This is a genomic window from Erwinia sp. INIA01 (assembly GCF_025947915.1).
GTDB lineage: Bacteria > Pseudomonadota > Gammaproteobacteria > Enterobacterales > Enterobacteriaceae > Erwinia > Erwinia coffeiphila.
This window is the reverse complement of the sequence record NZ_JAPDNC010000003.1, coordinates 424,985-451,643: the sequence shown is the minus strand read 5'-3', so window position 1 is coordinate 451,643 and position 26,659 is coordinate 424,985. Positions and strand designations below refer to the sequence as shown.

The window sequence follows — 26,659 nt, the reverse complement described above, 5'->3', positions numbered from 1 at the left end:
TGTTAGATCCGGATTCGATCGGGCTGGCGTGCCACCGATCCGCTGGAGAAGCTCAAACAGAGTCGGCTTTACCCGAAACCACCGGCGGCTAATCAACCGCGAAAAAACGCCGATGACCAGGGTACATCACAGAAGGAAAAAACAGGTATGAGTACACAACAGAAGCGGCTTGATGTGATTTGTATCGGGCGCATCGCCGTCGACCTTTATGGCCAGCAAATCGGTGCGCGCCTTGAAGATGAAACCACCTTTGCCAAATATCTGGGTGGCTCATCCGGTAACGTGGCTTACGGTACTGCAATCCAGGGACTGAAATCAGGCATGCTGGCGCGCGTTGGTGATGAGCATATGGGCCGCTTCCTGCGGGAAGAGCTTCAGCGCGTAGGTTGCGACACTCAGAGCCTGATCACCGATAAAAAGCGTCTGACCGGTCTGGTCATCCTGGGGATCAAAGATCAGGAAACCTTCCCGCTGGTGTTCTACCGTGACAACTGTGCCGATATGGGCCTGGTGCCGGACGATATTCAGGAAGACTACATCGCTTCTTCCCGCGCCGTTGCCGTGACCGGCACGCACCTTTCCCACGCGGATACCCGTGCAGCCGTGCTGAAAGCGCTGGAAATCGCCCGCCGTCACGGCCTGCGTACCGCGCTGGATATCGACTACCGCCCGGTGCTGTGGGGTCTGACCTCACTGGGCGATGGTGAAACGCGTTTCGTTGAGTCCGACCGTGTTACCCAGCAGCTGCAGGAAGTTCTGCACTATTTCGACCTGGTGGTGGGAACGGAAGAAGAGTTCCACATTGCCGGTGGCAGCACCGACAGCCTGACTGCGCTGAAAAACGTGCGTAAAGCGACCAAAGCGACGCTGGTCTGCAAACGTGGCCCGCTGGGCTGCGTCGTCTTCGAAGGCGATATCCCGGACAGCTGGGAAGAAACACAGCTGCAAAGCGGCGTGCGTGTGGAAGTGCTGAACGTACTCGGCGCGGGCGATGCTTTTATGTCAGGCCTGCTGCGCGGCTGGCTTAACGACGAAAGCTGGGAACAGGCATGCCGTTACGCGAATGCCTGCGGTGCGCTGGTAGTTTCTCGCCACGGCTGTGCGCCAGCCATGCCAACGAAAGAAGAGCTGGATGATTTCCTCAGCCGCGATAAAGACGTTAAGCGCCCGGATCTGGACGCACGTCTGAACCACCTGCACCGCGTCACCACGCGTAAGCAGGAGTGGACCGAACTGAACATCTTCGCCTTCGACCACCGCAAACAGCTGGCCGACATGGCTGCCGAAGCGGGCTTCGACGATTCACGCATTCCAGAACTGAAAACGCTGCTGTTGCAGGGTGCACAGGAAGCGGCTCGCGAAGCCGGTCTGGACGATGGCCGCTGCGGTATTCTGGCGGACACGACTTACGGCCAACCCGCGCTGAACGCGATTACCGGTAAAGGCTGGTGGATTGGTCGCCCGATCGAGCAGCCAAGCTCTCGTCCGCTGCGCCTTGAGCACGGTAACATCGGTTCCCAGCTGGTGGACTGGCCGCAGGAACACGTGGTCAAGTGTCTGACCTTCTACCATCCGCACGACAGCGCGGAAATGCGTAAAGAGCAGGACGACCTGATCCTGGATGTGTGGAAAGGCTGTAACAAATCTGGCCATGAGCTGCTGCTGGAAGTGATCCTGCCGGAAAGCAACCCGGATAAAGATGAGAAGTACTATCTGGAAATTCTGACCCACTTCTACAGCATGGGCATTCAGCCTGACTGGTGGAAACTGCCGCCGCTGTCACACGCATCATGGGAAGCAATCAGCGCGCTGATCGAGAAAAACGATCCGCACTGCCGCGGTATCCTGCTGCTGGGCCTGGACGCGCCGGAAGCCGAATTGAAAGCGGGCTTTGCCGCTGCGGCGAAGAGCCCATGGGTCAAAGGCTTCGCGGTAGGCCGCACCATCTTCGGCCAGCCGTCACGCCAGTGGCTGCAGGGTGAGCTGGATGATGCCTCGCTGATTGCCAAAGTTAAAAGCAATTACCTGACGCTGATTGGCTACTGGCGCGAAGCGCGCCCGGCTAAGTAATCAGTAACACACTCCCTGACGGATATCAGAATTCATTCTGGTTCTGTCGGGGAGTTTTCATATGGCGAGCACATCACTTCCAATACTTCTTTTTATTACATGACGCTACCAAAAGCATTCGATTGATTTATTTCATGAATTGATTATTGATATAAAAAGCAAAGGGTAAATGATGAAGATAATAAGCCATAATGTTCCAAAATCACGAAGATTTTCACTTCATTTTGAAGTACCAGTAGCCAGGCATATTCTCACTGAGCCCCAGCCCTCTGATCTATATTTATTATGAAAATGACTACGTTATTTTAGGCGTCTTTTTAGAGAAAATTTTCCGCCAGCATGCCACGTCAAGATTAAAAACTCAGGAATCACGAAAAAAATCAAAAGAAAAAATAAGAGGGGTAAACACCCCCCGAAAAACGGATGAATTTAACTATTCACACTGAACGTTTTATAATTGCCCAATAATAAGTACTGCTGACCCATTAAAATCACCGGCCGCGGGTTTTGAACCATTTCCTACCACAGCAAACTTGACATAATCGCTACCTGAGCCATTGTATAACGTAGTCTGAAAACCGTCATTCGGCTTTACCGGCTTATTATTATATAGCATGACAACACCAATCCTCGGGTTTGAGGTTCTTATGGCATCGCCGAAAGATGCACTTTCTGCGATAAGGTTAACTTTAATATTTTGGCTCAGCGTGGTATTACATTTGTACTTAAGCTGACGGTTATCCTGATAGGGTGATGACAGTGCCGACGTTGTTAACACGGAGCTGTCAATCAGGCCAAAATTAATGTCCATCGTTTTCCCCTCATTAATACTACATTCGACAGGAATAGGGATGATGGCCTGTTGCGTTATAAGACGATATATCGGTATATTTGGGCGCTCGCCTGAATAGACATAGCGGTATAAACTAGCCAGCTCCAACCCTGCGGGAATATGGAATGCACCACCTATTAATTTCCGGCGAAGTTTAAAATAAACTTTTCCATTATTACCTACATAAGCATCAGACAGCTTGGTAACGCCTTTTCCCGTAGGGCCCATCAGTGAACCAAAGTATTCATTCACAAGAGGAGGATAATACTCACCAGAAAGCCCAGTACTGGCGTCCACGAAAACAATACCGATACGGAAATCAACATCATCCGTCAGTTTATTATATCCCGAGTACTTCCCTGGTGTGTTTATACCTTTATCCACTGAAAAATAAGATGCACTCCTTGCTCCATATTCACTATAGCACCATCCTGGATAATGATTGGGTTGTGTAATGAATGGGACCGTTGCCGTCGCACCTGCCAGATTTGAACTAAACATAGATGCATTTAATGATACATTTAAATTGTTCATTGGATCGGCCCAGCATCCACCATTCGGCATTCCCGGTGGTACAGAGGGGACAGCATATGCCGTTGAAATGGTCAATGTCAGAAGCGTCAATACCTTTATCGGAAAAATGCTACCGAAAATAATTTTGATTAATTTCATGATTACCATCGCGAATTTATTAAATTTAAGATAAACGTTATTACAAGAAAAGATCGCGGATATTAATCAGATGGAACCCGATTGGTGATGACATTACAGCGTTCCTGGCTACATTTAAAAGTAACTTCTGGGCGGCCGCCATAGTCATTCAAATAGGTAAATACCGGAGCATTTCCATAATCGCCGATATCACCCGGCAACATTTCACTGGACCCCGGCGCCAACATGAATGGCGTAAAATCAGCGATTTTTTGTCCTTTATGATGGGTCTGTGCATCCACCAGCGTGATGTAATACGGGCTTGGATTCGTAATCTCCCAGCGATTATCCCGTCGGGTTAATACAAGCTGTGACTGCCATGGACTGGCAAGATCCCCATTTTTCAATCCCACAGGGCGATAGAAGACCTTGATACGATTTTGCAGAGCAATCTGGAAGGTATTCCCTCCCTCAATCCGAGGAGGGATCTCCCGCAGGTTTAAGTAAAACAACGTTTCCCGGTCCTGCCGCAACAATCTTACCGAAGGTAACGCCTGTATTTTAATCTGCGAGTTTTCCCCAGGTTCTAAACGCTGAATAGGAGGCAGTATCAACAACGGCCCCTGGACACGCTTGCCATTTTCGTCCTCTATCCACCCCTGTGCAAGGTAAGGGTCATGAGGATTTTGATTAATCACCAACAGGCTTTGTGATAGTTTATCACCGTCGAAAATGACTCGTGACTTCTGTATGGCAATCGCTGCATAAGTCATTGGGGAAAATATAAATGCCAACAGAAAAAGAAGGCGACTTACTGATAAAAACATAACGTATCCATCTGTTTTTTCATCATCATCTAAAAATTAATCTACGACACTCATGTTAAATCTCGATCATCATAAATTTTTTAAATAATGCCTATTGAATATTAACTAGCAAAGTTGCTAATGCATTAAAATCACCGCCAGTTGAAATATTTTCACCAATAACATCAGGAGATGCTGCCAATATCAGACTGTCTGCAGGAACAGGTAAATTGAACCATGTATTAATATCAACCCGGCTTCCATTTTTATAAAAAACAATCCCCATACCCTTCATGCTGGTATCAAGAATGTAGCCATAGGTATTTGATGAACCTACGATTTTCATTCTTAATCCGTCACCTGAACTCAAGCCGGTACATTTCACACTAACATTCAGATTCTTTTTAATCGTTACACCATCGGCGTCTTTCTTTGAAACATTTCCAAAAGGTACGATAATCTGTTCATCATTGTTGATAGTGCATGGGTTTTTATCAACAACGCGCCCTCTGAAATTAACAGTCATCGCTCCCTTATCAACAGCGTAACCGGGTAGGCAAACACCGAATAGAAACGCTATTGCAGCTATCTTCCATGCGCACATATATCTTCCAGTTTTTACTATTTCAGCAGTGGCAAGTAATCATCCAGATAAGATTATTATATACTGACGATAATAAATTCCATCTAAGAAAAAAACGAAATTAGCCAAGTTAGATTTAATTATAATCAATTATGCTTTAGCCTGGAAATGTTAAATCATCCATGGGTTAATTTCGATAATTTCCTTTTTTGATAAAATCAGCAAATAATACATACGATATAAAAAAACATAATTTCTAAAAAAAACAGTTAATAACACTACAATTTTACCATAAATGCATATTATATCAATAGGATAAATGCTGAAACCGCGCATCTGGTAGTCAAGACCCGCGCCATAACGGGAAAATTGTCAAGGACATGATCAGATTTGAACAGCGGTTCTGTCATCACCAACAACGTATCTTAACGCTGACAAATATGCAGCATAAAATGCTGAAACAGAGATTTCGCCACCTCATTCCAGGAGATATACTGCCGCTGAGTTTTTGCCAGTTCGTTGCAATTTTGTGAACCAATTCCCAACCCTGATGAAATAAAAGGCGCTGCTTTCTTCATCAAGTGAAATTTTTTGTTCATCTGGTAGAATGGCGTTCAGAAGAACATCAATTTTGAGATTAGCGAGCCGCTTAATGACCAACAATCCAACACAGCTTTCACTGCTACAGGACGACATCCGTCGCCGTTATGACACCTTAAGCAAACGCCTGAAGCAGGTGGCTCGCTATATTCTGGATAACAGTAACAGTATCGCCTTCGACACCGTCGCTTCCATTGCACAGCAGGCAGACGTACCGCCTTCCACCTTAATTCGTTTCTCGAATGCCTTTGGCTTCAGCGGCTTCAATGAAATGAAGCAGGTGTTCCGTCAGCACCTGATGGAAGAAACGGTCAACTACACCGAACGTGCACGTCTGTTCCGCCAGACCGCGACAGATGAAACGCCAACTGCACCGGAAAATCCGGCTGAGATCCTGAATGTGTTCACTATGGTGAACTCGCAGGCGCTTCAGCAGCTGGCAATGCAGATTAACCCCGAGCAGCTGGAAAAAGCGGTCAAAATGCTCGATGAGGCCGATAACATCTACGTGATTGGTCTGCGCCGTTCGTTCAGCGTGGCCTCCTACCTGACCTACGCTCTGCGCCACCTTGAGCGCCGTGCATTTTTAATCGACGGTCTGGGTGGCATGTTTGCCGAACAGCTGAGCATGGTAAACCCAAAAGATGTGGTGATTGCCATCAGCTACTCGCCTTACGCGCGTGAAGCGGTTGAACTGGTTGAGCTGGGAGCCAAACGCGGTGCCCATCAGATCGCCATTACCGACAGCCAGGTGAGTCCGCTGGCCGCCTTTAGCGACGTCTGCTTCGTGGTGCGCGAGGCGCAGGTTGACGGATTCCGTTCTCAGGTGGCTTCCCTGTGCCTGGCACAGACGCTGGCAGTTTCGCTGGCGCTGAATAACGCCAACTAAATGCATACCGGCGCTCGCCTCCTGCCAGCGCCGGTTACACCTCATATCCGCTGATTCTTCCCGGCAGGCAGGCAAACCAGCAGTTCAAGTACCAGCAGCCCGGCCACCAGCAGCAGCGGCAGATCCCAGCTACCGACAAATTTCCACAGATAGCCCACCAGCAGCGGCCCCAATCCGGCGATCAGATAGCCGACGCTCTGTGCCATCGCAGAGAGCCGGGCAGCACTTTCACCACTGGCGCTGCGGACAACAAACAGATAAGTTCCCAGTCCCGGTCCGGCTCCCTGACCAAACCCCAGCAGCAGCACCCACACCATCGCGGTATTCGCGGGGGCATACAGGATCCCGAGCGTGCCCACCAGGCAGCACAAAATGGTGAGGACCATAAATCCGCGCTGATCGCGTGCGCGCGCCGCCAGGAACGGCACCAGGAAGCCGCCAATCATCAGGCTAAACTGCGAAGCGGAAAACAGCAGCGCAGCACTTTCAGGCGATGAGCCCCGGCTGGTGAAAATGGTCGGCATCCACGCAAGGAAGACATACAGATTCAGCACCTGCAATCCAAAAAATAGCGTCACCGACCACGCCACGCGTTGGCGATACAGATCGTTCCCCACACCGTTGTGCCCCCCGGAAACCTGCCCCGCCGCAACGGAGTGACGCAGCTGCGGCAGCCAGATCAGCAGCGCCAACAGCGCCGGGATCGCCCACAGCCCAAGAGATTGATAAGCGGCCATCTCATCCGCCCCCAGCGAAAGGAACAGTGGGAAAGCGCCACCGGCACCGATTACCGCCCCGACACCCAGCATCAGCGCATAAATCCCCATTACCGACCCCATCTGCTGCGGCAGAAAACGCTTACGCGCCAGCGCGGGCATAATGACGTTCATCACCGCAATACCCACACTGCCAATTGCCGTACCCAGCAGGAGCATGGCTTCTCCTCCTCCGCGCATAGCACACCCGAGGCACAACAGAACCAGCGCCACAAACAGCGCCCGCTCTTCCCCCATTCGCTGGCGCAGCTTCACGCCGGTAATAGAGAAAACGCTCAGCAGCACCAGTGGCAGAGTGGTCACCAGCAGCGTTGAGGTAAAACTCAGGTCCAGCGCCGACAGCAGCGGCCCCACCGTTGCAAAGATCAGCCGCATATTCAGCGACACCATGATGAAGCCCAGCCAAAGCAGCCAGAGCTGTCCTGGCCGCGCCATCGCGCCCCCGGCGAGGCGGCGATTGCCGTCCGATAATTCGTTCATTTCTCACTCCGAATTGGTGATTTCTATCCTCGCCCCGTTTGTGGCGCGATGCTGAGTCAGGCCGTGAATAGCCCGCGGGTCACTATAAGTTCTTAATGAGATTGTGTATCATTCGCTTCTTAGGCATAACGGAGCTTTGTTTAGGCAAGGCGGAGCCAACCCGCGGCAAGAAGAGGGCAAGATGAATTCAGCACCACGTTTCTGCTGGCAAAGACAGCCGAGCGCGCACGCTTCCTGCCGAGGGTTTGTTGATCGCTTACAGCTGGATGAAGGGCTGTCCATGGCCTACTGCCACTACCAACCCCGCAGGGAACTCCGCGAGCCGGGTATTGCAGAGCGGGATATACGTAGCCTGACTATCGCCATTGCGCTGGAAGGCAGCACCGTCACCCATGCCCGCGACGGCAGTCAGTATCATTTTCGTGCCGGTCACAGCACCGTTGCCCTGTTTTCCCGTAGCCACGGCGAGCGCTTTTTCCCGGCGGGCCAGCAGGTGCGCCAGCTACGGCTGATTATCGATGAGCCGCTAATGGAACAGTATGCGCTGACCGGTCTGCTCAGCGGTCGGCAGAGAGATAATCAGGTCCACTCTTTATTCTCCGGCCAGCACGGCAGCAGCATTCAGCAGCTGGCCGAGCGGATTGTGGCACTCCATGGCAGTGCGTCCAGCGGTCTTGAAATACAGATTGCGGCGCTGACGCTGCTGGCGGAACAGGCCCGATTGCTCTCCCCTCCGCCAGTCAATTCCCGGGAACTAAACGGTGTGGCCCAGGACAGGCTGGTACGCGCACGCAAATTGCTGCAACAGCATTACGACCGTCCACTCACCGTTGCCTGGCTCTGTACCCAGGTCGGCACCAACGAATTCGCGCTGAAACAGGGGTTCCGGGCGCTGTTCAATACCACCCCGCACCGTATGCTGACGGAAATCCGCATGGCTCACGCCTGGGAACTGCTAGAAAGCGGACTGCACGTCTCCACCGTGGCGTGGAAGGTTGGCTACCAGCATCTTTCCAGCTTCAGCGCTGCCTTCCAGCGCTTTTATGGCCGCACGCCCACTTCGGTCAGCGGCAAACGGTAAACGGTAAACGGCAGACATAAAAAAACGGGCAGCCCGTAGGTGGCCGCCCGTTTATTAGCTTGTTTTCAACATCAACCTTTTCCTTCGGGCTTCAGACTGCATCGCTACAGCCGGAATCCCTCCGGGGTACATCACTACAACTAAACCAACTTACTTCTTGCGCGGATACTCATCGCTGTTCACCCAGGCGTGAGCTTTCTCCCAGGTAAATTTCCATAAACGTACCGGCCCGGCCATTACGTTCAAATAGTAGTTGTCGTAACCGGCGATGGTCGCTACCGGGTGGTAGCCACGCGGCACGGTAACAACGTCGCGGTTATACACCGCCATGCACTCATCCAGCGAGCGATCGTCGGTATAGACGCGCTGCAGGGCGAAGCCACGCTCCGGATCGAAACGGTGATAATACGTCTCTTCCAGATAGGTTTCGTCTTCTGAATCTTCCTGGTCATGCTTGTGGCTTGGGTAGGAGCTGGTATCACCTTCGTTGGTGTACACTTCCACCACCAGCAGGCTGTCGGCAGGCTTGTTGTCCGGCAGGATGTTATGCACCAGACGCTTGTTGTGGCCTTTACCGCGCTGCTCCACGCCCACATCTTCAGGCGCGATCAGACGTGCCGGCAGATTGCCCTGGCTTGGCGAATTACATACCGCCAGTTCCAGATCGGACTCTGCCACCACTTCAATTTGTTCGTTGTGCGGCACGTAGACGGAATACGGCGGCGTGCGCTCAAACGGCGACATACGCTTACCGATATTCGGGAACTCGGCCTGACGGGTTTTCACCGAAGCCAGACCCGCAACCAGCACCAGACACAGCTCTTTATCACCGCTTTCAAGCTGGAGGGTCTGCCCTTTCTTTAGCAGATAGGCATCGAAGCCAACATAACGCCAGCCGGCACTTTCCGGGGTGACGTTCTGAATACGGCCCTGTGCATCGGGCTGTTTTGCTTTATTTAATAATGACATGCTGCTTTGTCCTTTGCCCGCGCCGCCGCAAACTGCCCGGCGGCGCGGATTGTTGGTGAAAAGGATTAGCCCAGTGTAGGCATGCTGAACTCAGACACGGTTTTCTGACCGCTCGGCCAGCGAACGGTTGCAGTCTTCATGCGGGTGTAGAAACGCACGCCGTCCGGACCGTGCACGTTCAGTGCGCCAAAGACAGAACGTTTCCAGCCGCCGAAGCTGTGGAAGGCCATCGGTACCGGAACCGGTACGTTAACGCCAACCATGCCCGCCTGCACTTCACGTACGAAGTCGCGGCCGGTGTGGCCATTGCTGGTGAAGATAGCGCTGCCGTTACCGAATTCGTGGCTGTTAACCAGGTCCAGTGCGGTTTTGTAGTCAGGTGCGCGTACGATGCTCAGAACCGGTCCGAAGATCTCTTCACGCCAGATAACCATGTCGGTGGTGACGTTATCGAACAGGGTGCCGCCAACGTAGTAACCGTCCGGGTTGCCTTCAACCTGAATGCCACGGCCGTCAACAACCAGCTTCGCGCCTTCCGCTTCGCCTTTGTCGATGTAGCCCAGCACTTTCTTCTGGTGCGCAGCAGAAACCACCGGCCCCATTTCGTTTTCGTCTTTACCTTTGTGAATGCCAGGACCCACGCGCAGGGCTTTCACCAGCGGAGTCAGTGCGGCAATCAGTTTATCAGCGGTGTCGTCGCCCACGGCAACGACGACTGGCAGCGCCATGCAGCGCTCGCCGGCAGAACCAAACGCGCCGCCCATGATGGCGTTCACGGTGGCATCCAGATCGGCATCCGGCATCACGATAGCGTGGTTTTTCGCCGCGCCGAACGCCTGCACGCGCTTACCGTGTGCGCTGGCGGTGGTGTAGATGTGTTCGGCAACGCCGGAAGAACCCACGAAGCTCACTGCCTGAACGCGCGGATCTTTGTACAGCTGCTCGGCGTTTTCGTTAGAGCTGTGGATCACGTTGAACACGCCATCCGGCAGGCCCGCTTCGGCCAGCAGTTCAGCCATACGAACAGACGCTGACGGGTCCAGAGCCGGTGGCTTCAGAACGAAGGTGTTACCGCAGGCCAGCGCGATTGGGAACATCCACAGTGGCACCATCGCCGGGAAGTTGAACGGGGTGATACCCGCAACCACGCCCAGCGGCTGCATCAATGAGTAGCTGTCAACGCCGGTACCGACGTCCGCTGAGTTCTCACCTTTGATCAGGTGTGGGATACCACAGGCGAACTCAACCACTTCCAGACCACGGGTCAGTTCACCCAGCGCATCTGACCAGACTTTACCGTGCTCGCTCACGATCAGCGCGGCCAGTTCGTCACGATGCTGTTCCATCAGGGTTTTAAAGTTGAACAGGATACGGGCGCGGCGCAGTGGAGAAGTGCGTGACCAGCTATCGAAAGCGTTGTGGGCTACTTCAATGGCGTGTGCCACTTCGTCGCTGGTGCTCTGCGTCAGTTCACGGATGACTTTGCCGGTCGCCGGATCGTAAACCGGGATGGTTTCGTTGCTGGCGCTCAGGGAAGTTTTACCGCCAATAAAGTTTCCTACGATAGTCATGTTCTGGCCTCTTTGATGTGATAGTTCCCATGCAGGCAGTCTGAATCACAACGCTACCTGGCCGGGCAAAACTCTAATGCGTGGGATGACAGTATAATATTGGAATAAATTTTTCAAATATTTCACTTTAGAAAATTCGGTTTTAGCGGCATGGATCGCATTTTTCACGGTCAGGCTCTGCCGGGTAAATGGTCCTGCCTGCTGGCATCGCTATAAAGCCCCCAGCGCAGGCCACATGCGGAACAGTGGTTTTACCACGTAACGATAACGCCCCCGGAATTGTTCGCGCTTTTCGCGGCGATTTCTCCGTGTTTTTGCTGGTGTTTTTTTATGCGCGGTGAAATTTTGAGAGGCGGATCTAAAAATTTAAATTTCATTATTCACTAACTATGAAATAAATGTTTTCTTATGCGTACTTTTACTGCACCATGCGGATCGGGTAAGACTGGCCCTGTGGTGGAGTTTTTTTTATTACCCTACTGAAACAGGAGCCATCACATGGCTATCGATCCAACCCGCATTTGCATTAACCGTAAAATTGCCCCAGCCCTGAGCATTGAAGCCTTTTTCCAGCTGGTGCAGAAGCTGGGTCTGAGCAAGGTTGAACTGCGTAACGATATGAAAGGCGGCAGCGTGACTGACGATCTCAGTCATCAGCAGGTGAAAGACCTGGCGGAAAAGTACGGCATGGAAATTATTACGATTAACGCCGTTTATCCGTTCAACCAGATCAGCGACGATCTGCTGGCTCGCGCTGAAGGGCTGCTGAAGGATGCGCAGGGTATCGGCGCAAAGGCGCTGGTCATGTGCCCGCTGAACGACGGTACGCCGGTTTCTGCCGAAGATACGGTTAACGCGCTGCGTACGCTGGCACCGCTGTTTGAACGCTACGGCGTGAAAGGACTGGTTGAGCCGCTGGGCTTCCCGGTCAGTTCGCTGCGCTCGGCAGGCCAGGCGTTAGCGCTGATCGACCAGGCGGACGTGCCGTTTACCCTGGTGCTGGATACCTTCCACCACCATCTGTATGAAGGCGCGGAACAGGACTTCGCCGCCGGTCTGGATGTCAATCGCATCGGGCTGGTACACCTGTCCGGCGTTGAAGACGATCGCGAAACCAGCAAGCTGACCGATGAAGAACGCATCATGCTGAGCGAAAGCGACCGCCTGAAGAGCGTGTCGCAGGTACAGCGCCTGGAGAAGCTGGGCTACAAAGGCATCTACGCCTTCGAGCCGTTCGCTTCCAGCATGGACAACTGGACCGCTGCGGACATCGAGCGTGAAATTCGCCAGAGCATCGCACTGCTGCAGGGCTAAACATCCCGTGGCCGGGTTTATCCGGCCAACGGAAAATCCGGCAAATCTGCCGGATTTCACTTCTTATCTGTGTCACTTAGCGGCCTTCCAGGGCCGCATTTTTTTATGCGGTCGTCACCCGTTTTAACCGGAGCGTCGCCAGTATCGCCAGACACACCAGCAGGCTGCTGAGCAGATAAATCACCGGCACCCCGGCATAGCTCATAATCAGCCCGGCCAGCGGACCGGTTATTCCCAGCGCCAGATCCATAAAGGCCGTATAGGTCGCCAGCGCACTGCCCTGATTCTGCGGCGGCACAACTTTCACCGCCACCACGCCAATCGCCGGGAACACCAGCGAGAAGCCGGCACCGGTCAACAGCGCACCCACTTTCGCCATCCATGGCTCCCACGAGCCCCAGACCATCAGCAGCCCGAACGCCTCTACCGCGAAACAGACCAGCGCCACGTTCAGTCCGCCAAAGCGGTTGATGGCATTGGGGAACAGCATACGCGTACCAACAAACGCCACGCTGAACAGCGTCAGGGCGAAGGCCGCACCCTGCCAGCCTTTATCCTGATAAAACAGGGTAATAAAGGTGGCGATCACCCCGAAACCGACCGAGCCCATCGCCAGGATTAGCCCATAGCCCCAGATACGCCCGAGCACCGCACGGAACGGCAGCGGTTTTCCCTTGTTGGTTTTCACCGCAGGCCGGGGGAACGCCAGCACAATCGCCACCAGCGCAATGGCGATCACTATCGCCGCCAGCAGCAGCAGGCCGCCCCACATATAGATTGCCACGCCCAGCGGCGCACCGATCGCCATCGCGCCGTAGGTGAAAATCCCGTTCCACGAAATCACCCGGCCAATATGCAGCGATCCCACCACACCCACGCCCCACAGCGTGGCACCCGTTCCGGCAAAGCTCTGCCCCACGCCCAGCACCACGCGGCCGAGGCATAACAGCAGTAAACTCACGAGGGGAATGGCGCTGCTCAGTGCCGCCAGCGCGTAGCAGATGCCGCAAATCAGCGCGCCGAACAGGCCAAAGATCACCACTTTCTTGGGTCCCCAGAGATCGGCAAAACGCCCGGCATGAGGGCGGCTAAGCAGCGTGGCGAAATATTGCAGACTAATCACCAGACCGGCCCAGAAGGCGCTGTAGCCCATCACGTCATGGACGTATCCGGGCAGTACCGCCAGCGGCAGCCCGATGGTCAGATAGCTGGCAAAGTTGAAAATAACAACGGAGATAATGCGCAGATTTAAGCGCAGGCCGGATTGCGCGGAGTCGCCTGCTGACGGGTCTGACATTGAAATTACGGCTCGCAAAGCTAAAAAGTCGAGGCCTCACTATACCTGAACCGTTAGCGTCCTACGGATATTTATTCGCCGCAGCGGGCACGAATACCGCCATATTTTCGTCACAAAGCCTCTCTATACTCCGCCCCACAGAGTCCCAAAGAGGATAACAATATGGTCTTTACTCCCCTGAACTTCATTCAGGTGAGCACATGCTACCGGCCCTGGCCGGCGGCTGGTCAGGCACGCCCGCGCAATAACGGAGTGTCGCCATGACCCGCTCACCCGTCGCCGTTACGCTGAAAGGTATTGGTTATGCCTTTGGCGAACACCGCGTACTCAATCACATCGATCTGGATATCGAACCCGGTTCTATCGTAGCCCTGCTCGGCCCTTCCGGCTGCGGCAAAAGCACGCTGCTGAAAATTCTCGCCGGGCTGCTGGAGCCACAGCAGGGCACGCTGCATTTTGGCGAACGGCTGATTGCCAGCGCCGCGAAAAGCACGCCGCCCGAACAGCGCGATATCGGCATGGTTTTCCAGGATTACGCCCTGTGGCCGCATATGACGGTGGCGCAGAACGTGGCATTTCCCCTGCTGATGCGGCGGGTCTCCGCCCATGAGCGCCAGCAGCGGGTAATGCAGGCGCTACAGCGCGTCGGACTCGGCGATTTCGCCGCACGCAAGCCGTCCGATCTGTCGGGGGGTCAGCAGCAGCGTGTCGCATTGGCACGCGCGATTATCGCTGAACCCAAAATCCTGCTGTTCGATGAGCCGCTATCCAATCTTGATACCGATCTGCGCGAGTCGCTGTGTCTGGAGATGGCCACGCTGCTGCGCCAGCTCGGCACCACCGCGGTGTACGTCACCCACGACCGGCGCGAGGCGGAGATCCTGGCGGATCGCATCGTCTGGCTGGCCGCGGGCTCCGTTTCTGCTATTCAAACCGTTACTTCACTCTCTGGGGAACCCGCATGACATTGTTTAATCCGATGAAGACAGGAGCTATTTTCGCCATGTTGTTGACTTCTGGCATGATGATCGCCGACGCACAGGCACTGACCGTTTATACCGCCGGGCCGGGATCGCTGGCAAAAGGCCTGGCCGCGGGCTTTGAAAAACAGACCGGCGTAAAAGTGAATATTTTCCAGGCCACCACCGGTAAGGTGATGGCACGACTGGAGGCCGAACAGGCCAATCCGCAGGCGGACGTACTGATTTCCGCCTCCTGGGATACCGCCGAAGAGCTACAGCAGCGCGGCTGGCTGCTGCCGTACCAAAGCCCGAACGCGGAAAAAGTCCCGGCTGAGTTCAAAACCGCCGACTATGTGGCGCAGGGGATCTCCGCGCTGGGGATCGTCTGGAACACCAAGAGCGGCACCCCGGAGCCAAAAGAGTGGCAGGATCTGACCGCAGAAGCCTTTAAAGGTAAGGTGACCACGCCGGACCCGTCCCTGTCAGGTGCCTCTCTCGATCTGCTGATTGGCCTGCAAAACAGCATGGGCGATCGTGCATGGCAGCTGTTCAGCAAGCTGAAGGATAACGGCATGGTGATTGCCGGCCCTAACGCCCAGGCGCTGACGCCGGTGCTACAGGGTGCGAAAGCCGCTGTGTTTGGCGCGGTGGACTATGTTTCCTACGGCAGCATCCAGGATGGCGAAGCGATCAAAGTGATCTTCCCGGCCAGCGGTACAGTGGTGGCTCCACGCCCGATGATGATCCTGAAAAGCAGCCAGAATGCGGCGGATGCCAAAGCCTTTGTCGACTACGTGCTGTCTGAAGAAGGCCAGCAGAAAGTGGCCGATGCCTGGCTGATGCCTGCCCGTTCAGACGTCGGTGCCAAACGCCCGCTGCTGAGCGACCTGAAAATCCTTCCGGCACAGAGCAGCGGCAGTGCCGATCGCGGCAGCGTGTTAAAACGTTTCGCCGACCTGTTTAAACAACCTTAATCCCTACCCGGTGGCACCCTCAGCGGTGCCACCCTCCAGGATCGCCCATGAATTCTCGTCTGATGCCACTGCTCACGGTGGCGCTGCTGGTGGTGCTGGTTGCGCTGCCGCTGCTGTTTATTCTGTTACAGGCGCTGTTCCCGCATCTGGCCCAGGGTTCGCTGGCCGGGGCGTTCAGCCCGATTCCGGCACTGCTGCGCGACCCGCAGCTGCCTGCGCTGTTAAGCGGTACGCTTAAAATTGGCCTGGCGGTGGCGCTGCTCAGCGCGCTGGTCGGCATTCCTCTTGGCACCCTGCGCGGGCTGTTCGATCTGCCGCTGGCGCGCCTGTGGGATCTGGTCATGCTGATCCCGTTCCTCACGCCGCCCTACATTGCCGCACTCAGCTGGATGCTGGCGCTACAGCACAACGGCTATCTGTATCAACTGATCGGCTTCGATCTCAACGATCTGCTGTTCAGCCAGAACGGCATTGCACTGGTCATGACCCTGAATATCTTCCCGGTGGTCTATTTTGCCGTGTCGCGCAGCCTGCTCGCCAGCGGGCAGCACCTGGCAATCGTGGCGCGGGTTCACGGTGCCAGCGCGCTGCGGGCCTTCTGGCACGTTACATTACCGATGATGCTGCCCGCGCTGGCGGCCGGAGTTCTGCTTTCATTTACCCTGGCAATTGAGGAGTACGGCGTTCCGGCCGCGCTCGGCTCCCGCGCTGGAGTGGTGATGCTGACGGTCGGCATCGAAGAACGCCTGGCGGACTGGCCTATCGATCTGCCCGGTTCATCGCTGCTGTCGATGCTGCTGGTGCTGGTGGCGCTGGCGGCTTACACCCTGCAACGCAAGCTGGTGGGCAATAAAGAAGTCACCAGCATTACCGGCAAGCCCGCGCTGAACAAAGGCGCGCAGCTGGGCCACTGGCGCTGGCCCGCGCTGCTGCTGTTCAGCCTGGTGGCCTTCGTCGTGGTGATCATGCCGATGTCTTCGATGCTGCTCAGCGCCCTGCTTTCCACCCTTTCCGGCGGTATCCGGCTGGAGAACGTGACCCTGCGCCACTTCAGCGCGCTGTTTGCCCAGCACGGTGATGCGCTGGATGCGCTCTCCACCAGCCTCGGACTGGCCTTTGCCGCCGCGCTGATTACCGGCGTGATTGGCTTTCTTGCCGCCTGGCTGGTGGTGGTGCGCAAAATCCGCGGTGCGGTCTTTATCGACGGGCTGTCGCTGCTGCCCGCCGTGCTGCCCGGGGTGGTGGTCGGCGTCGGGTTAATTCTGCTGTGGAACCAGCCGTTCTGGCCGGTAACGCCGTATAACAGCTGGCCGATCCTGCTGCTCTCCTACTGCTGCCTGCTGCTACCGTGGCCGGTGCGCTACGTGGGCAGCGCGCTGAAGCAGCTGGGCGGCAATCTGGAACCGGCGGCGCGGGTACACGGCGCCAGCCAGTTCCAGGCGCTGCGCTACATCGTGCTGCCGCTGGTGTTCCCCAGCCTGCTGGCGGCGATGCTGATGGTGTTTGCTATCGGCTCGCGCGAGCTGGTGACCTCGCTGCTGCTGGCTCCGGCGGGTATGCAGACGGTATCGGTGTTTATCTGGCGGCAGTTCGAACAGGGTTCCGTCGGCCAAGGTATGGCGATGGCGACCATTGCCATTACCACCGGGCTGGTGCTGATGCTCAGCGCGCTGGCGCTGATGCAGCGCGGGGAACGTTCTTAGCAGGCGATCATTCCTAAAAACGGCGGACTCACTGCCGCAGCCGCTACACTTGCTGCACAGCAGTTAATAACGGAGGCGCAATGAGTCCACTGCCACAGGAGAAAATCGGGCAGAACATCCTGCTAAAACTGGCCACCCTGGTGGTTATCCTCGCCGGACTGAAGCTTTCGGCGGAGATCGTGGTGCCCTTCCTGCTGGCGCTGTTCCTCGCTATCGTACTGAATCCGCTGGTGACCGCACTGATGCGGCGGGGGCTGCGGCGCGGCATGGCCATCAGTCTGGTGGTGGTGGTGATCCTGCTGATCATCGCCATGCTGGTAGGAATGATCGCCAGCTCGGCGGATGAATTCAGCGCGATCTATCCGCAGCTCCAGTCACAGGCGGAGCAGAAACTCGCGGTGTTACAACACGCCGCCGCGCGTTTTCACATTCGGCTTTCCAGCGAAGCGCTGATGCAGCGGCTCGATCCGGGAGCGATGGTCAACATGGCCACCAGCATGTTTACGCAGATTTCCGGCGCGATGACCCAGCTGGTGCTGGTGGTGATGACGGTGGTGTTTATGCTGTTTGAGGTCCATCACCTGCCCTACAAGCTGCGTAACGCGCTGGTGAATCCACAAATTCGCATTGCCGGTCTGCACCGGGCACTGAAGGGCGTTACGCATTATCTGGCCTTAAAAACGCTGATTGGGCTGATTACCGGCTTCGCCGTCTGGCTGGTGCTGCTGACGCTGGAAGTGAAATTTGCCCTGCTGTGGGGGGCGGTAGCCTTCCTGCTTAACTACATTCCCAACATCGGCCCGGTGATTGCCGGTATCCCACCGGTATTGCAGGCGCTGCTGCTGAACACGCCGCTGGATGCCGGGCTGGTAGCCGCACTGTTTATCGCCATTCATATGCTGTGCGGCAATATGCTGGAGCCACGGCTGATGGGCCGCGGACTGGGGCTGTCGAGCCTGGTGGTATTTCTGTCTTTGATTTTCTGGGGTTGGCTGCTTGGGCCGGTGGGGATGCTGCTCTCCGTGCCGCTGACCAGCGTCTGCAAGATTCTGATGGAAACGACGCCGGGCGGCAGCAAGCTGGCGATACTGCTGGGCAATGGCCGCCCGGTCAAATAATCAGTCGACGATAAACAACTGTGCGCCGTGCTCGGTCCAGGAGCGGTGTGCTTCCGCATTATCGGCAACCTGATAGCTCATACCCGCGCGCAGGGTAAAGACGCGGCCATCGTCAAGCTCGGTATGCAGCTCGCCGGACAGGCACAGCAGAATATGCCCTTTACTGCACCAGTGATCGGCCAGATAGCCGGGGGTATAGTCCACCCTACGCACGCGCACGTCGCCAAACTGCTGCGTGCGCCACTGCGCGCTGCCGGTTTCCCCTGGATGCTCGGTTGCCTCGATCGTCGACCAGTCCGTTATGCCGAAAGGAATATCGCTTAATTTCATTGCCAAACTCCATGGAGTTAAACATTGAAATTACCCGGTTTATTCAAACATGCACACCGATTTCAGTCGAAAAAAATCCACCAGAGGGCAATTTTCGACGCGAAAGGTCGATTTCAACAATAATCGGCCCGTCGCCGGTCGCTTAAAATACATCATAAGAAATCCAGGCATTGACTAAACATTTAAGGCGAATTTTTCTACTTAAATCAGCCGCAGCCGCTGCGCATCAACGTAAAGTTGCTGCCATAATACTCACTTGCCTCATTCACCTTTTTTGCTGCTGTTGTTTTACCGCCGCCAGACACCACGGGAGAACACTTTGCTCGCGACTGAAAAAACCAGGCACGGCCTGCGCTGGCTGGTTGCCGCAGGACTGATACCGATCCTGCTTTGCCTGATGTTCACACTGCTGGAAGCGGGGCAAATGGTGAAGCGGCAGCTTGCCGTCACCAGTTCAATGCTGATGTCCCAGGCGGAGAATATCAGCGACAGAGCGCGGGTAATGACCGCCTCCCTGCAGGAATACAAAAACCATCGCTGCGCGGATATCAAAGATGAGCTGCAGGAATATGGCTCGATGCATCCCTACTTTCGCTCGGTGGGTCTGGTTCAGGACGGTAATGTTGTCTGTTCATCTACCTTTGGCGAACGCCAGGATTCAATAGAAGACATTATTCGTCGCCCGTTGCCGCCCGAACATAAAGACCTGTGGAGCCTCTCCGTTGCCGGAACCAGCGGAGTCAGAAATCGCCCTGCGGTACTGTTTATGCATGAAGACCGTGACGGATTCGCCAGCTACGCGCTGGTCGACGGGCAGTATTTCATTGATTTTATCTGGGCGGCAGGTATGCGCCACGATTACGACATTTCGATGAAATTTGGCGACGGATTTGCCATGTTTAGCGGCGTTCCTGCCACCCGCCAGAGTGATAAAAAGTGGGGGAACTACACGCTGAATACTCACTCTGAACGTTATGCGATCACCCTCAGCGTTACCTCTTCCCGCAGTGAGCTGCTTTATAACTGGCAGCAGGTGCTGTTCAGCCTGATGCCGATGGCGCTGATCCTTTCCCTGCTGTTTGTTGCGCTCACCAGCAACTGGCTGAAACGCAAAAGCTCGTTCCGCGATGAAATTCGCCGCGGCATAGAACGCAACGAATTCTCCGTTCACTACCAGCCGGTCTTTAATCTGCAAACACAGAAATTTAGCGGCGCTGAGGCGCTAATGCGCTGGCAGCGCCCTGACGGGCACTGGGTGCGGCCGGATGTGTTTATTTCCGCCGCCGAGTCCGAAGGTATGATTGTGCCGCTGACCCGCTACCTGCTGCAAAGGGTGATTCAGGACAGCGCGCAGTGGCAGCTGGAACCGGGTTTTCATCTCAGCGTGAATCTGGCCGCAGAACATTTGCAGCATGATGAGTTCATGTCGGATATTCGGGCCTTTGCCGCCGGGATGGATCATCTCAAGCCGACGATCACCCTCGAACTGACCGAGCGCAGCCTGATCGGCGAAGATCGGATGGTTTCCCAGCGACTGGCCGAACTGCGCCGTGAAGGGATCATTATTGCCATCGATGATTTTGGCACCGGCCACTGCGCACTCTCCTACCTGCAAACCTTCCCACTTGATTACCTGAAGATCGACCGTGGATTTGTTAACACCATCGAATCCGTGGACGGCGAAACCCCGGTGCTGGATGCGATTATTTCCCTGGCCGATAAGCTGGCGTTAAAGGTGGTGGCGGAAGGGGTGGAGAACGAAATGCAGCTGTGCTATCTGCAAAACCACGGCGTCTCGTTGATCCAGGGCTACTACTTCGCCCGCCCGATGGAAAGCGCGGCCCTGTCAGAGTGGCTGCAGGAGCACAACGGCAGTGGCCCCCAGGAGCCCACCACACGTTAATTCCGCTTATGGTGGAATATTCACCAGGTCGGGCGCGAATTAAGGCGCTCGATCGACCACCATTTCCCCTGGCTTCTGTACATCCTGCTTCCATCAATTTCTGATTTTTTTACCCGAAAAAATGCGACATCGCGCAGAGGTTCTATAATAAACGGTGGTGAAGTGCGTGATTGGGCCGTGTGAGTGCGCCATTGAAGCCCGCCGCCGACGCATTTTGCCGCTGGATTTTTCCCACATTATTGCTCCGCCAGCTCGTCTGGCCCGCTCGATGATGTAGGAATTTTGGGATTAAAAACAGAAAATTACAGGGTGCTTGATATGATTTCACGTAGGAAGCGTGTCAAACCAATTGGTTTAAAAGACGTCACTATCATCGATGATAGTAGATTACGCAAAGCAATTACCGCGGCCTCACTGGGCAACGCCATGGAATGGTTCGATTTCGGCGTTTACGGCTTCGTAGCCTATGCCCTTGGTCAGGTATTTTTCCCCGGCGCCGATCCCGGCGTACAGATGATCGCCGCGCTGGCGACGTTCTCCGTACCGTTCCTGATTCGCCCGCTTGGCGGATTGTTCTTTGGGGCTCTGGGCGATAAATACGGTCGCCAGAAAATCCTTTCCATCACCATTATCATCATGTCGGTCAGTACCTTCTGTATTGGCCTGATCCCTTCCCATGCCTCTATCGGCATCTGGGCACCGATTCTGCTGCTACTGTGTAAAATGGCACAGGGCTTCTCGGTGGGCGGTGAATATACCGGTGCATCAATCTTCGTTGCCGAATACTCCCCGGACCGCAAACGCGGCTTTATGGGCAGCTGGCTGGACTTCGGCTCTATCGCCGGTTTCGTGCTGGGTGCGGGCCTGGTGGTGCTGATTTCAACCGTCGTGGGTGAGGAGAAATTCCTCGACTGGGGCTGGCGTATTCCGTTCTTTGTTGCCCTGCCGCTGGGCATCATCGGTCTGTATCTGCGCCACGCGCTGGAAGAAACCCCGGCGTTCCAGCAGCACGTCGATAAGCTTGAGCAGGGCGACCGTGAAGGCCTGGCCGACGGTCCGAAAATCTCCTTCAAAGAGATTGCCACCAAACACTGGCGCAGCCTGCTGTCCTGCGTCGGGCTGGTGATTGCCACCAACGTCACCTACTACATGCTGCTGACCTATATGCCGAGCTACCTGTCACATAACCTGCACTACTCGGAAGATCATGGGGTGATGATTATTATCGCCATCATGCTGGGTATGCTGTTTGTGCAGCCGGTGATGGGGCTGATGAGCGATAAATTTGGCCGTCGTCCGTTTGTCATTATCGGCAGTATCGCGCTGCTGGTGCTGGCGGTTCCCTGCTTTATGCTGATTAACAGCGGCGTGATGGGGCTGATTTTTGCCGGTCTGCTGCTGCTGGCGGTGATCCTCAACAGTTTTACCGGCGTGATGGCATCGACTCTGCCCGCCATGTTCCCGACCCACATCCGCTACAGTGCCTTAGCCAGCGCCTTTAACATTTCGGTGCTGATTGCGGGCCTGACGCCAACGCTGGCCGCCTGGCTGGTTGAAGCGACCAGCAATCTGTATATGCCGGCTTACTACCTGATGGTGGTCGCGCTGGTGGGTCTGGTGACCGGTCTGAAGATGAAGGAGACGGCGAACATGCCGCTGCGCGGTGCCACTCCGGCGGCGTCGGACATTACCGAGGCAAAAGAGATCCTGCAGGAGCATCACGACAACATCGAGCAGAAGATCGAAGACATCAACGAGCAGATTGCCGAGCTGGAAGCGAAGCGTACGCACTTGATTAATCAGCATCCGCGGATTAACGAGTAATCATTCAGGGCCGGGAATACCCGGCCCTTTTGCTATGTACCGATAACCGCCACTCAGCATATTGTTGCCCGGCTTTAGTATTTCCAACCCGCTAAGTTTTCTACTCTGGCCCGGACCGCAATTTATGCGGGCCAGACAGTGTGAAATATCGCGCTGTTGCCCATTTTCCCCGCAGTCAGTTGTTCAGATAAACCTTACGTGCGGCGCAGACACCATTTTGACTCACTAAACGGCTACACTTGCCCTTCGACCGAAAACTGAATCTGAGGTAAGAAACATGAAAATCAAAAGCTATGCGGCACTGGCAGCAGGACAGGCTCTGGAACTGTATGAGTACGAAGCCGGTGCGCTGGGCACAGAGGAAGTGGAAGTCGAGGTGGAATACTGCGGCGTCTGCCATTCTGACCTGTCGATGATCGATAACGAGTGGGGCATCTCACAGTTCCCGACTATTGCCGGACATGAAGTGATCGGTCGCGTGGCGGCACTCGGCGAAGCGGCAAAAACCAAAGGCCTGAAAATCGGCCAGCGCGTGGGTATTGGCTGGACGGCCAAAAGCTGCCAGCACTGCGATGCCTGTATTAACGGCGAGCAGGTCAACTGCCAGCAGGGCAGCACGCCAACCATTCTGAACCACGGCGGCTTTGCCGAGAAACTGCGTGCCGACTGGCAGTGGGTGATCCCGCTGCCGGAGAACCTGGATGCAGCCAGCGCCGGTCCACTGCTGTGCGGCGGCATCACGGTCTTTAAGCCGCTGCTGATGAGCAACATCACCGCCACCAGCCGGGTCGGGGTAATCGGCATCGGCGGTCTGGGCCATATTGCGATTAAAATTCTGCGTGCGATGGGTGCCGAAGTGGTGGCGTTCAGCTCCACTCCGGCCAAAAAGCAGTCGATCCTCGACATGGGTGCGGACGAAGTGGTGAACAGCCGCGATCCTGAAGCGCTGAAGGCGCTGGCAGGCCGTTTCGATCTGATTATCAGCACCGTGGCCGTTGACCTCGACTGGCAACCCTACTTCAATGCGCTGGCGCCGCAGGGCAAGTTCCACACGGTGGGCGCGGTCATGAAGCCGTTCCAGGTCAGCGCGTTTGACCTGATTATGGGCGATAAGGCGATCACCGGTTCTTCTACCGGTTCTCCGGGCCAGCTGCGTTCGCTGCTGAAACTGGCCTCGCGCCGCGATATCGCCCCGAAAGTGGAGTTCTTCCCGATGTCGAAAATCAACGACGCGCTGGACCACGTACGCGCCGGTAAAGCCGATTTCCGCGTGGTGCTGAAAGCCGACTTCTGACCCCCGCGTCACGGTTGGCCGCAGGCCACACTGCCGCAGTGAGCCAACCCGTCATCCCCCTTCTTTAGCCACCTCCAGCAGGTGGCTTTTTCTTTTCAGCGCTTTGGGAATTGTTAAGATTTCGTAATTCCGGAACTTACCGAAATTTTAATTGTCATTCGCGCCTGATAATCGTTTACAGCTACAACGCTAATACATATAGTTCTCATTCTCTTTTTTAATAAAGATGAAAACTGCGGCGCGGATTGGGCCGTAAAAGCGCCTCACCGGTTAATACAGGGATAAATTAACACGCCAGAATCACCTGCCATTTATTGGGATTTAACAGCGCGCGGTGCGGGAAAGCGTCAATAAATAACTGATAAATGAGGCCCGATTTTGTCTTCTTCGCGTACCCTGCCGCACCACCGTACAGCAGCATCCTCTGCCCGGTCCCTGTTTAAACCAACCCTGGCCGCCCTGCTGGTGCTCTCCGCACTTCAGCCCGTATTTGCCGCCGAGACCAGTGAAAACACCCTGACCGTAGAAGCAAAAGCGGGGGACAGCGCAGCATCACCTACCGCTGACACCGACTACAGCGTTCCGGTCACCACCGCCGGGACCAAAATGCCGCTGGCGCTGCGTGATATCCCGCAGTCCGCAACCATTGTCAGCAAACAGCGTATGCAGGATCAGGCGCTGCAAAGCATCGGCGATGTGCTGACCAATACCACCGGCGTTTCCGCCTTCAATATCGACTCCGATCGCGCCTCCTACTGGTCACGCGGCTATCTGATCAATAACTACCTGACCGACGGCATTCCGACCGTAGTGGACGATATCTGGGACTTTGGCGACACCGCCGCCGATACCGCCATCTACGATCGCATTGAAATCATTCGCGGTGCCAACAGCCTGATGACCGGCTCCGGCTACCCGTCGGCCTCCGTCAACATGGTGCGCAAGCACGCCGACAGCAAGGTGCTGACCGGCAGCCTGTCTGCGGAAACCGGCAGCTGGGATAAACAGCGCTACGTCGGCGATGTCACCGTACCGCTGAATGAAGAAGGCACCGTACGCGCTCGCGCCATCGGCGGCTATCAGGAGAACGACAGCTGGCTGGACCGCTACCACAAGCGTAAGCGCTTCCTGAGCACCGTGCTGGATGCAGACTTGACCGATTCCACCACGCTGTCACTCGGTTGGGACTTCCAGCAGACCGAAGCCCGCGACCCGAGCTGGGGCGGTATCCCGACCTGGTACAGCAACGGCGATCGCACCCACTACGACCGCAGCTTTAACGCCGCGCCGGACTGGTCCTACAGTGATAAGCAGAGCAATAAGATCTTCGCCACCGTCGCGCAGAAATTCGATAACGGCTGGCAGGCGCAGGTCACCGGCACGCACAGCAAAACCACCTTCGACACCAAGCTGATGTACCCGTACGGCTACCCGGATAAAGACACCGGCCAGGGCGCGGTGCTGTACAGCGGCTGGAACAAAGGCACGCGTAACGTGAACTCGGTGGATCTGTACGCCAACGGTCCGTTTGAACTGCTGGGCCGCAGCCACGAGCTGATGGTCGGCGGCAGCTACAGCCGCCAGCAAAACTACTTTATGAACTCGTCCTTCACCGCTGCCACCTATGACGGTAACTACAACGACTGGGACGGCAACACCGCACAAGGCGACTGGAGCGACTGGGCCGTGGAAGATGACGATACCATCCGTCAGAAATCCGCCTACGCCGCTGCGCGCTTCTCGCTGGCCGACCCGCTGTCGCTGCTGGTGGGCGCACGCTACACCGACTGGAGCGCCGTGGGCACCTCCGGCACCAAGAGCGCCGACAAGATCGCGCCTTACGCCGGTCTGACCTACGACATCAACGACACCTATTCGGCCTACGCCAGCTACACCACGATCTTCCAGCCGCAGAGCACGCGTGACACCAACGCAAACTACCTCGGCCCGGTGAAAGGTAAGAGCTACGAAGCGGGTCTGAAAGGCGACTGGGCCAACAGCCGCCTGACCGCTACCGTGTCGGTGTTCCGCACCGAGCAGAAAAACCTGGGTGTGAACACCTACGGCTTCGTGACCGGCACCACTGAATACGCCTATGCGGCGGTAGACTCTGTCAGCCGCGGCGTGGAGTTTGAAGTGAACGGCGCGCTGACCGACAACTGGCAGATGACCTTTGGCGCATCGCGCTATGTTGCCGAGCAGCCGGACGGCACGGCGGTGAAACCGGAAGTTCCGCGTACTACGGCGAAGCTGTTCACCAGCTACCGCCTGCCGATGCTGCAGGATCTGACCGTCGGCGGCGGCGTGAACTGGCAGAACCATACCTGGCAGGACGACGTGTACGGCCCGCAGGGCTACACCTATGTTGAACAGGGCAGCTACACCCTGGTCAACCTGTTCAGTCGCTACCAGGTGACTAAACAGCTTTCCGTACAGGCCAACATCAACAACCTGTTCGATAAAGAGTATTACGACTACCTGGGCACCTACGCCGTTTACGGTGCGCCACGTAACTTCTCCGTGTCGGCAAACTACACCTTCTGATGCGGTAAAAAACCTGCCTTTTGATGCCAGTCCGCTTCGGCGGCTGGCATTTCTCAGCACGATAAGCAAAAAAACGATCCGCATTATT

At 55.6% G+C, this 26,659-nt stretch carries 20 protein-coding genes; 12 read left to right on the top strand and 8 right to left on the bottom strand.

Going from position 1 to position 26,659, the window contains the following annotated elements:
- Positions 1 to 147 precede the first annotated feature (147 nt).
- Positions 148 to 2,070 (top strand): bifunctional 5-dehydro-2-deoxygluconokinase/5-dehydro-2-deoxyphosphogluconate aldolase, encoded by a 1,923-nt coding sequence (locus OMR58_RS07540; RefSeq protein ID WP_264545616.1) that lies wholly within the window; start codon positions 148 to 150, stop codon positions 2,068 to 2,070.
- A 451-nt stretch (positions 2,071 to 2,521) separates the two neighbouring features.
- Here OMR58_RS07540 and OMR58_RS07535 read toward each other — a convergent pair whose 3' ends face one another.
- The 3 genes from OMR58_RS07535 to OMR58_RS07525 all read right to left on the bottom strand — a co-directional run bounded on the left by OMR58_RS07535 (position 2,522) and on the right by OMR58_RS07525 (position 4,963).
- Positions 2,522 to 3,574 (bottom strand): fimbrial protein, encoded by a 1,053-nt coding sequence (locus OMR58_RS07535; protein WP_200560935.1) that lies wholly within the window; start codon positions 3,572 to 3,574, stop codon positions 2,522 to 2,524.
- Positions 3,575 to 3,636: 62 nt separating this feature from the next.
- On the bottom strand, positions 3,637 to 4,380 hold the full coding sequence (locus OMR58_RS07530) for a fimbria/pilus periplasmic chaperone (protein ID WP_264545615.1): 744 nt from the start codon (positions 4,378 to 4,380) through the stop codon (positions 3,637 to 3,639).
- 91 nt (positions 4,381 to 4,471) lie between these two features.
- A complete protein-coding gene (locus OMR58_RS07525) occupies positions 4,472 to 4,963 on the bottom strand; it encodes a fimbrial protein (protein WP_264545614.1) in 492 nt (163 codons plus the stop codon).
- 631 nt (positions 4,964 to 5,594) lie between these two features.
- Here OMR58_RS07525 and OMR58_RS07520 point away from each other — a divergent pair.
- Positions 5,595 to 6,431 carry a MurR/RpiR family transcriptional regulator gene (locus tag OMR58_RS07520; RefSeq protein WP_105594105.1) on the top strand — a complete coding sequence of 279 codons (837 nt, stop codon included), beginning with the start codon at positions 5,595 to 5,597 and terminating at the stop codon, positions 6,429 to 6,431.
- Between the two features lie 41 nt (positions 6,432 to 6,472).
- On the opposite strand, the gene OMR58_RS07515 is transcribed toward OMR58_RS07520, so the two are convergent.
- Complete coding sequence (locus OMR58_RS07515) at positions 6,473 to 7,687, bottom strand: MFS transporter (protein WP_264545613.1); 1,215 nt, start codon at positions 7,685 to 7,687, stop codon at positions 6,473 to 6,475.
- Between the two features lie 181 nt (positions 7,688 to 7,868).
- Between OMR58_RS07515 and OMR58_RS07510 the strand changes: the two genes are divergently transcribed.
- Positions 7,869 to 8,768 carry a helix-turn-helix transcriptional regulator gene (locus OMR58_RS07510; protein WP_264545612.1) on the top strand — a complete coding sequence of 300 codons (900 nt, stop codon included), beginning with the start codon at positions 7,869 to 7,871 and terminating at the stop codon, positions 8,766 to 8,768.
- A 150-nt stretch (positions 8,769 to 8,918) separates the two neighbouring features.
- Here OMR58_RS07510 and iolB read toward each other — a convergent pair whose 3' ends face one another.
- Entirely contained in the window at positions 8,919 to 9,737 is an 819-nt protein-coding gene (gene iolB, locus OMR58_RS07505; protein ID WP_264545611.1) for a 5-deoxy-glucuronate isomerase, read from the bottom strand.
- A 65-nt stretch (positions 9,738 to 9,802) separates the two neighbouring features.
- Positions 9,803 to 11,308 carry a CoA-acylating methylmalonate-semialdehyde dehydrogenase gene (locus OMR58_RS07500; RefSeq protein ID WP_264545610.1) on the bottom strand — a complete coding sequence of 502 codons (1,506 nt, stop codon included), beginning with the start codon at positions 11,306 to 11,308 and terminating at the stop codon, positions 9,803 to 9,805.
- A 498-nt stretch (positions 11,309 to 11,806) separates the two neighbouring features.
- Here OMR58_RS07500 and OMR58_RS07495 point away from each other — a divergent pair, with 498 nt between their 5' ends.
- Positions 11,807 to 12,622 carry a TIM barrel protein gene (locus OMR58_RS07495; protein ID WP_264545609.1) on the top strand — a complete coding sequence of 272 codons (816 nt, stop codon included), beginning with the start codon at positions 11,807 to 11,809 and terminating at the stop codon, positions 12,620 to 12,622.
- A gap of 103 nt (positions 12,623 to 12,725) precedes the next feature.
- On the opposite strand, the gene OMR58_RS07490 is transcribed toward OMR58_RS07495, so the two are convergent.
- Positions 12,726 to 13,919, bottom strand: coding sequence for an MFS transporter (locus OMR58_RS07490; RefSeq protein ID WP_264545608.1), 1,194 nt, complete (start codon positions 13,917 to 13,919; stop codon positions 12,726 to 12,728).
- A 260-nt stretch (positions 13,920 to 14,179) separates the two neighbouring features.
- Here OMR58_RS07490 and OMR58_RS07485 point away from each other — a divergent pair, with 260 nt between their 5' ends.
- The 4 genes from OMR58_RS07485 (at position 14,180) to OMR58_RS07470 (ending at position 18,676) form a co-directional block, all read left to right on the top strand.
- A complete protein-coding gene (locus OMR58_RS07485; RefSeq protein WP_200560951.1) occupies positions 14,180 to 14,884 on the top strand; it encodes an ABC transporter ATP-binding protein in 705 nt (234 codons plus the stop codon).
- Positions 14,881 to 15,855, top strand: a complete 975-nt coding sequence (locus OMR58_RS07480) for an ABC transporter substrate-binding protein (RefSeq protein ID WP_200547165.1) — start codon at positions 14,881 to 14,883, stop codon at positions 15,853 to 15,855. The genes OMR58_RS07485 and OMR58_RS07480 overlap by 4 nt, the downstream gene beginning before the upstream one ends.
- A 47-nt stretch (positions 15,856 to 15,902) precedes the next feature.
- Positions 15,903 to 17,558, top strand: coding sequence for an ABC transporter permease (locus OMR58_RS07475; protein ID WP_264545607.1), 1,656 nt, complete (start codon positions 15,903 to 15,905; stop codon positions 17,556 to 17,558).
- An 80-nt stretch (positions 17,559 to 17,638) separates the two neighbouring features.
- Entirely contained in the window at positions 17,639 to 18,676 is a 1,038-nt protein-coding gene (locus OMR58_RS07470) for an AI-2E family transporter (RefSeq protein ID WP_264545606.1), read from the top strand.
- Here the strand turns inward: OMR58_RS07470 and OMR58_RS07465 are convergent, their stop codons facing one another.
- A complete protein-coding gene (locus OMR58_RS07465; RefSeq protein ID WP_200547168.1) occupies positions 18,677 to 19,006 on the bottom strand; it encodes a DHCW motif cupin fold protein in 330 nt (109 codons plus the stop codon).
- A gap of 319 nt (positions 19,007 to 19,325) precedes the next feature.
- Between OMR58_RS07465 and OMR58_RS07460 the strand changes: the two genes are divergently transcribed.
- From OMR58_RS07460 to fhuE, 4 genes are all read left to right on the top strand, one after another.
- The gene (locus OMR58_RS07460) at positions 19,326 to 20,909 is read left to right on the top strand and encodes an EAL domain-containing protein (protein WP_200560959.1); all 1,584 of its coding nucleotides are present in this window, start codon (positions 19,326 to 19,328) and stop codon (positions 20,907 to 20,909) included.
- 318 nt (positions 20,910 to 21,227) lie between these two features.
- Positions 21,228 to 22,733 carry a glycine betaine/L-proline transporter ProP gene (gene proP / locus OMR58_RS07455; protein ID WP_234471902.1) on the top strand — a complete coding sequence of 502 codons (1,506 nt, stop codon included), beginning with the start codon at positions 21,228 to 21,230 and terminating at the stop codon, positions 22,731 to 22,733.
- A gap of 277 nt (positions 22,734 to 23,010) precedes the next feature.
- The gene (gene ahr, locus OMR58_RS07450; RefSeq protein ID WP_200560964.1) at positions 23,011 to 24,027 is read left to right on the top strand and encodes an NADPH-dependent aldehyde reductase Ahr; all 1,017 of its coding nucleotides are present in this window, start codon (positions 23,011 to 23,013) and stop codon (positions 24,025 to 24,027) included.
- Positions 24,028 to 24,423: 396 nt separating this feature from the next.
- A complete protein-coding gene (fhuE, locus tag OMR58_RS07445; RefSeq protein WP_444861305.1) occupies positions 24,424 to 26,571 on the top strand; it encodes a ferric-rhodotorulic acid/ferric-coprogen receptor FhuE in 2,148 nt (715 codons plus the stop codon).
- Positions 26,572 to 26,659: the final 88 nt, after the last annotated feature.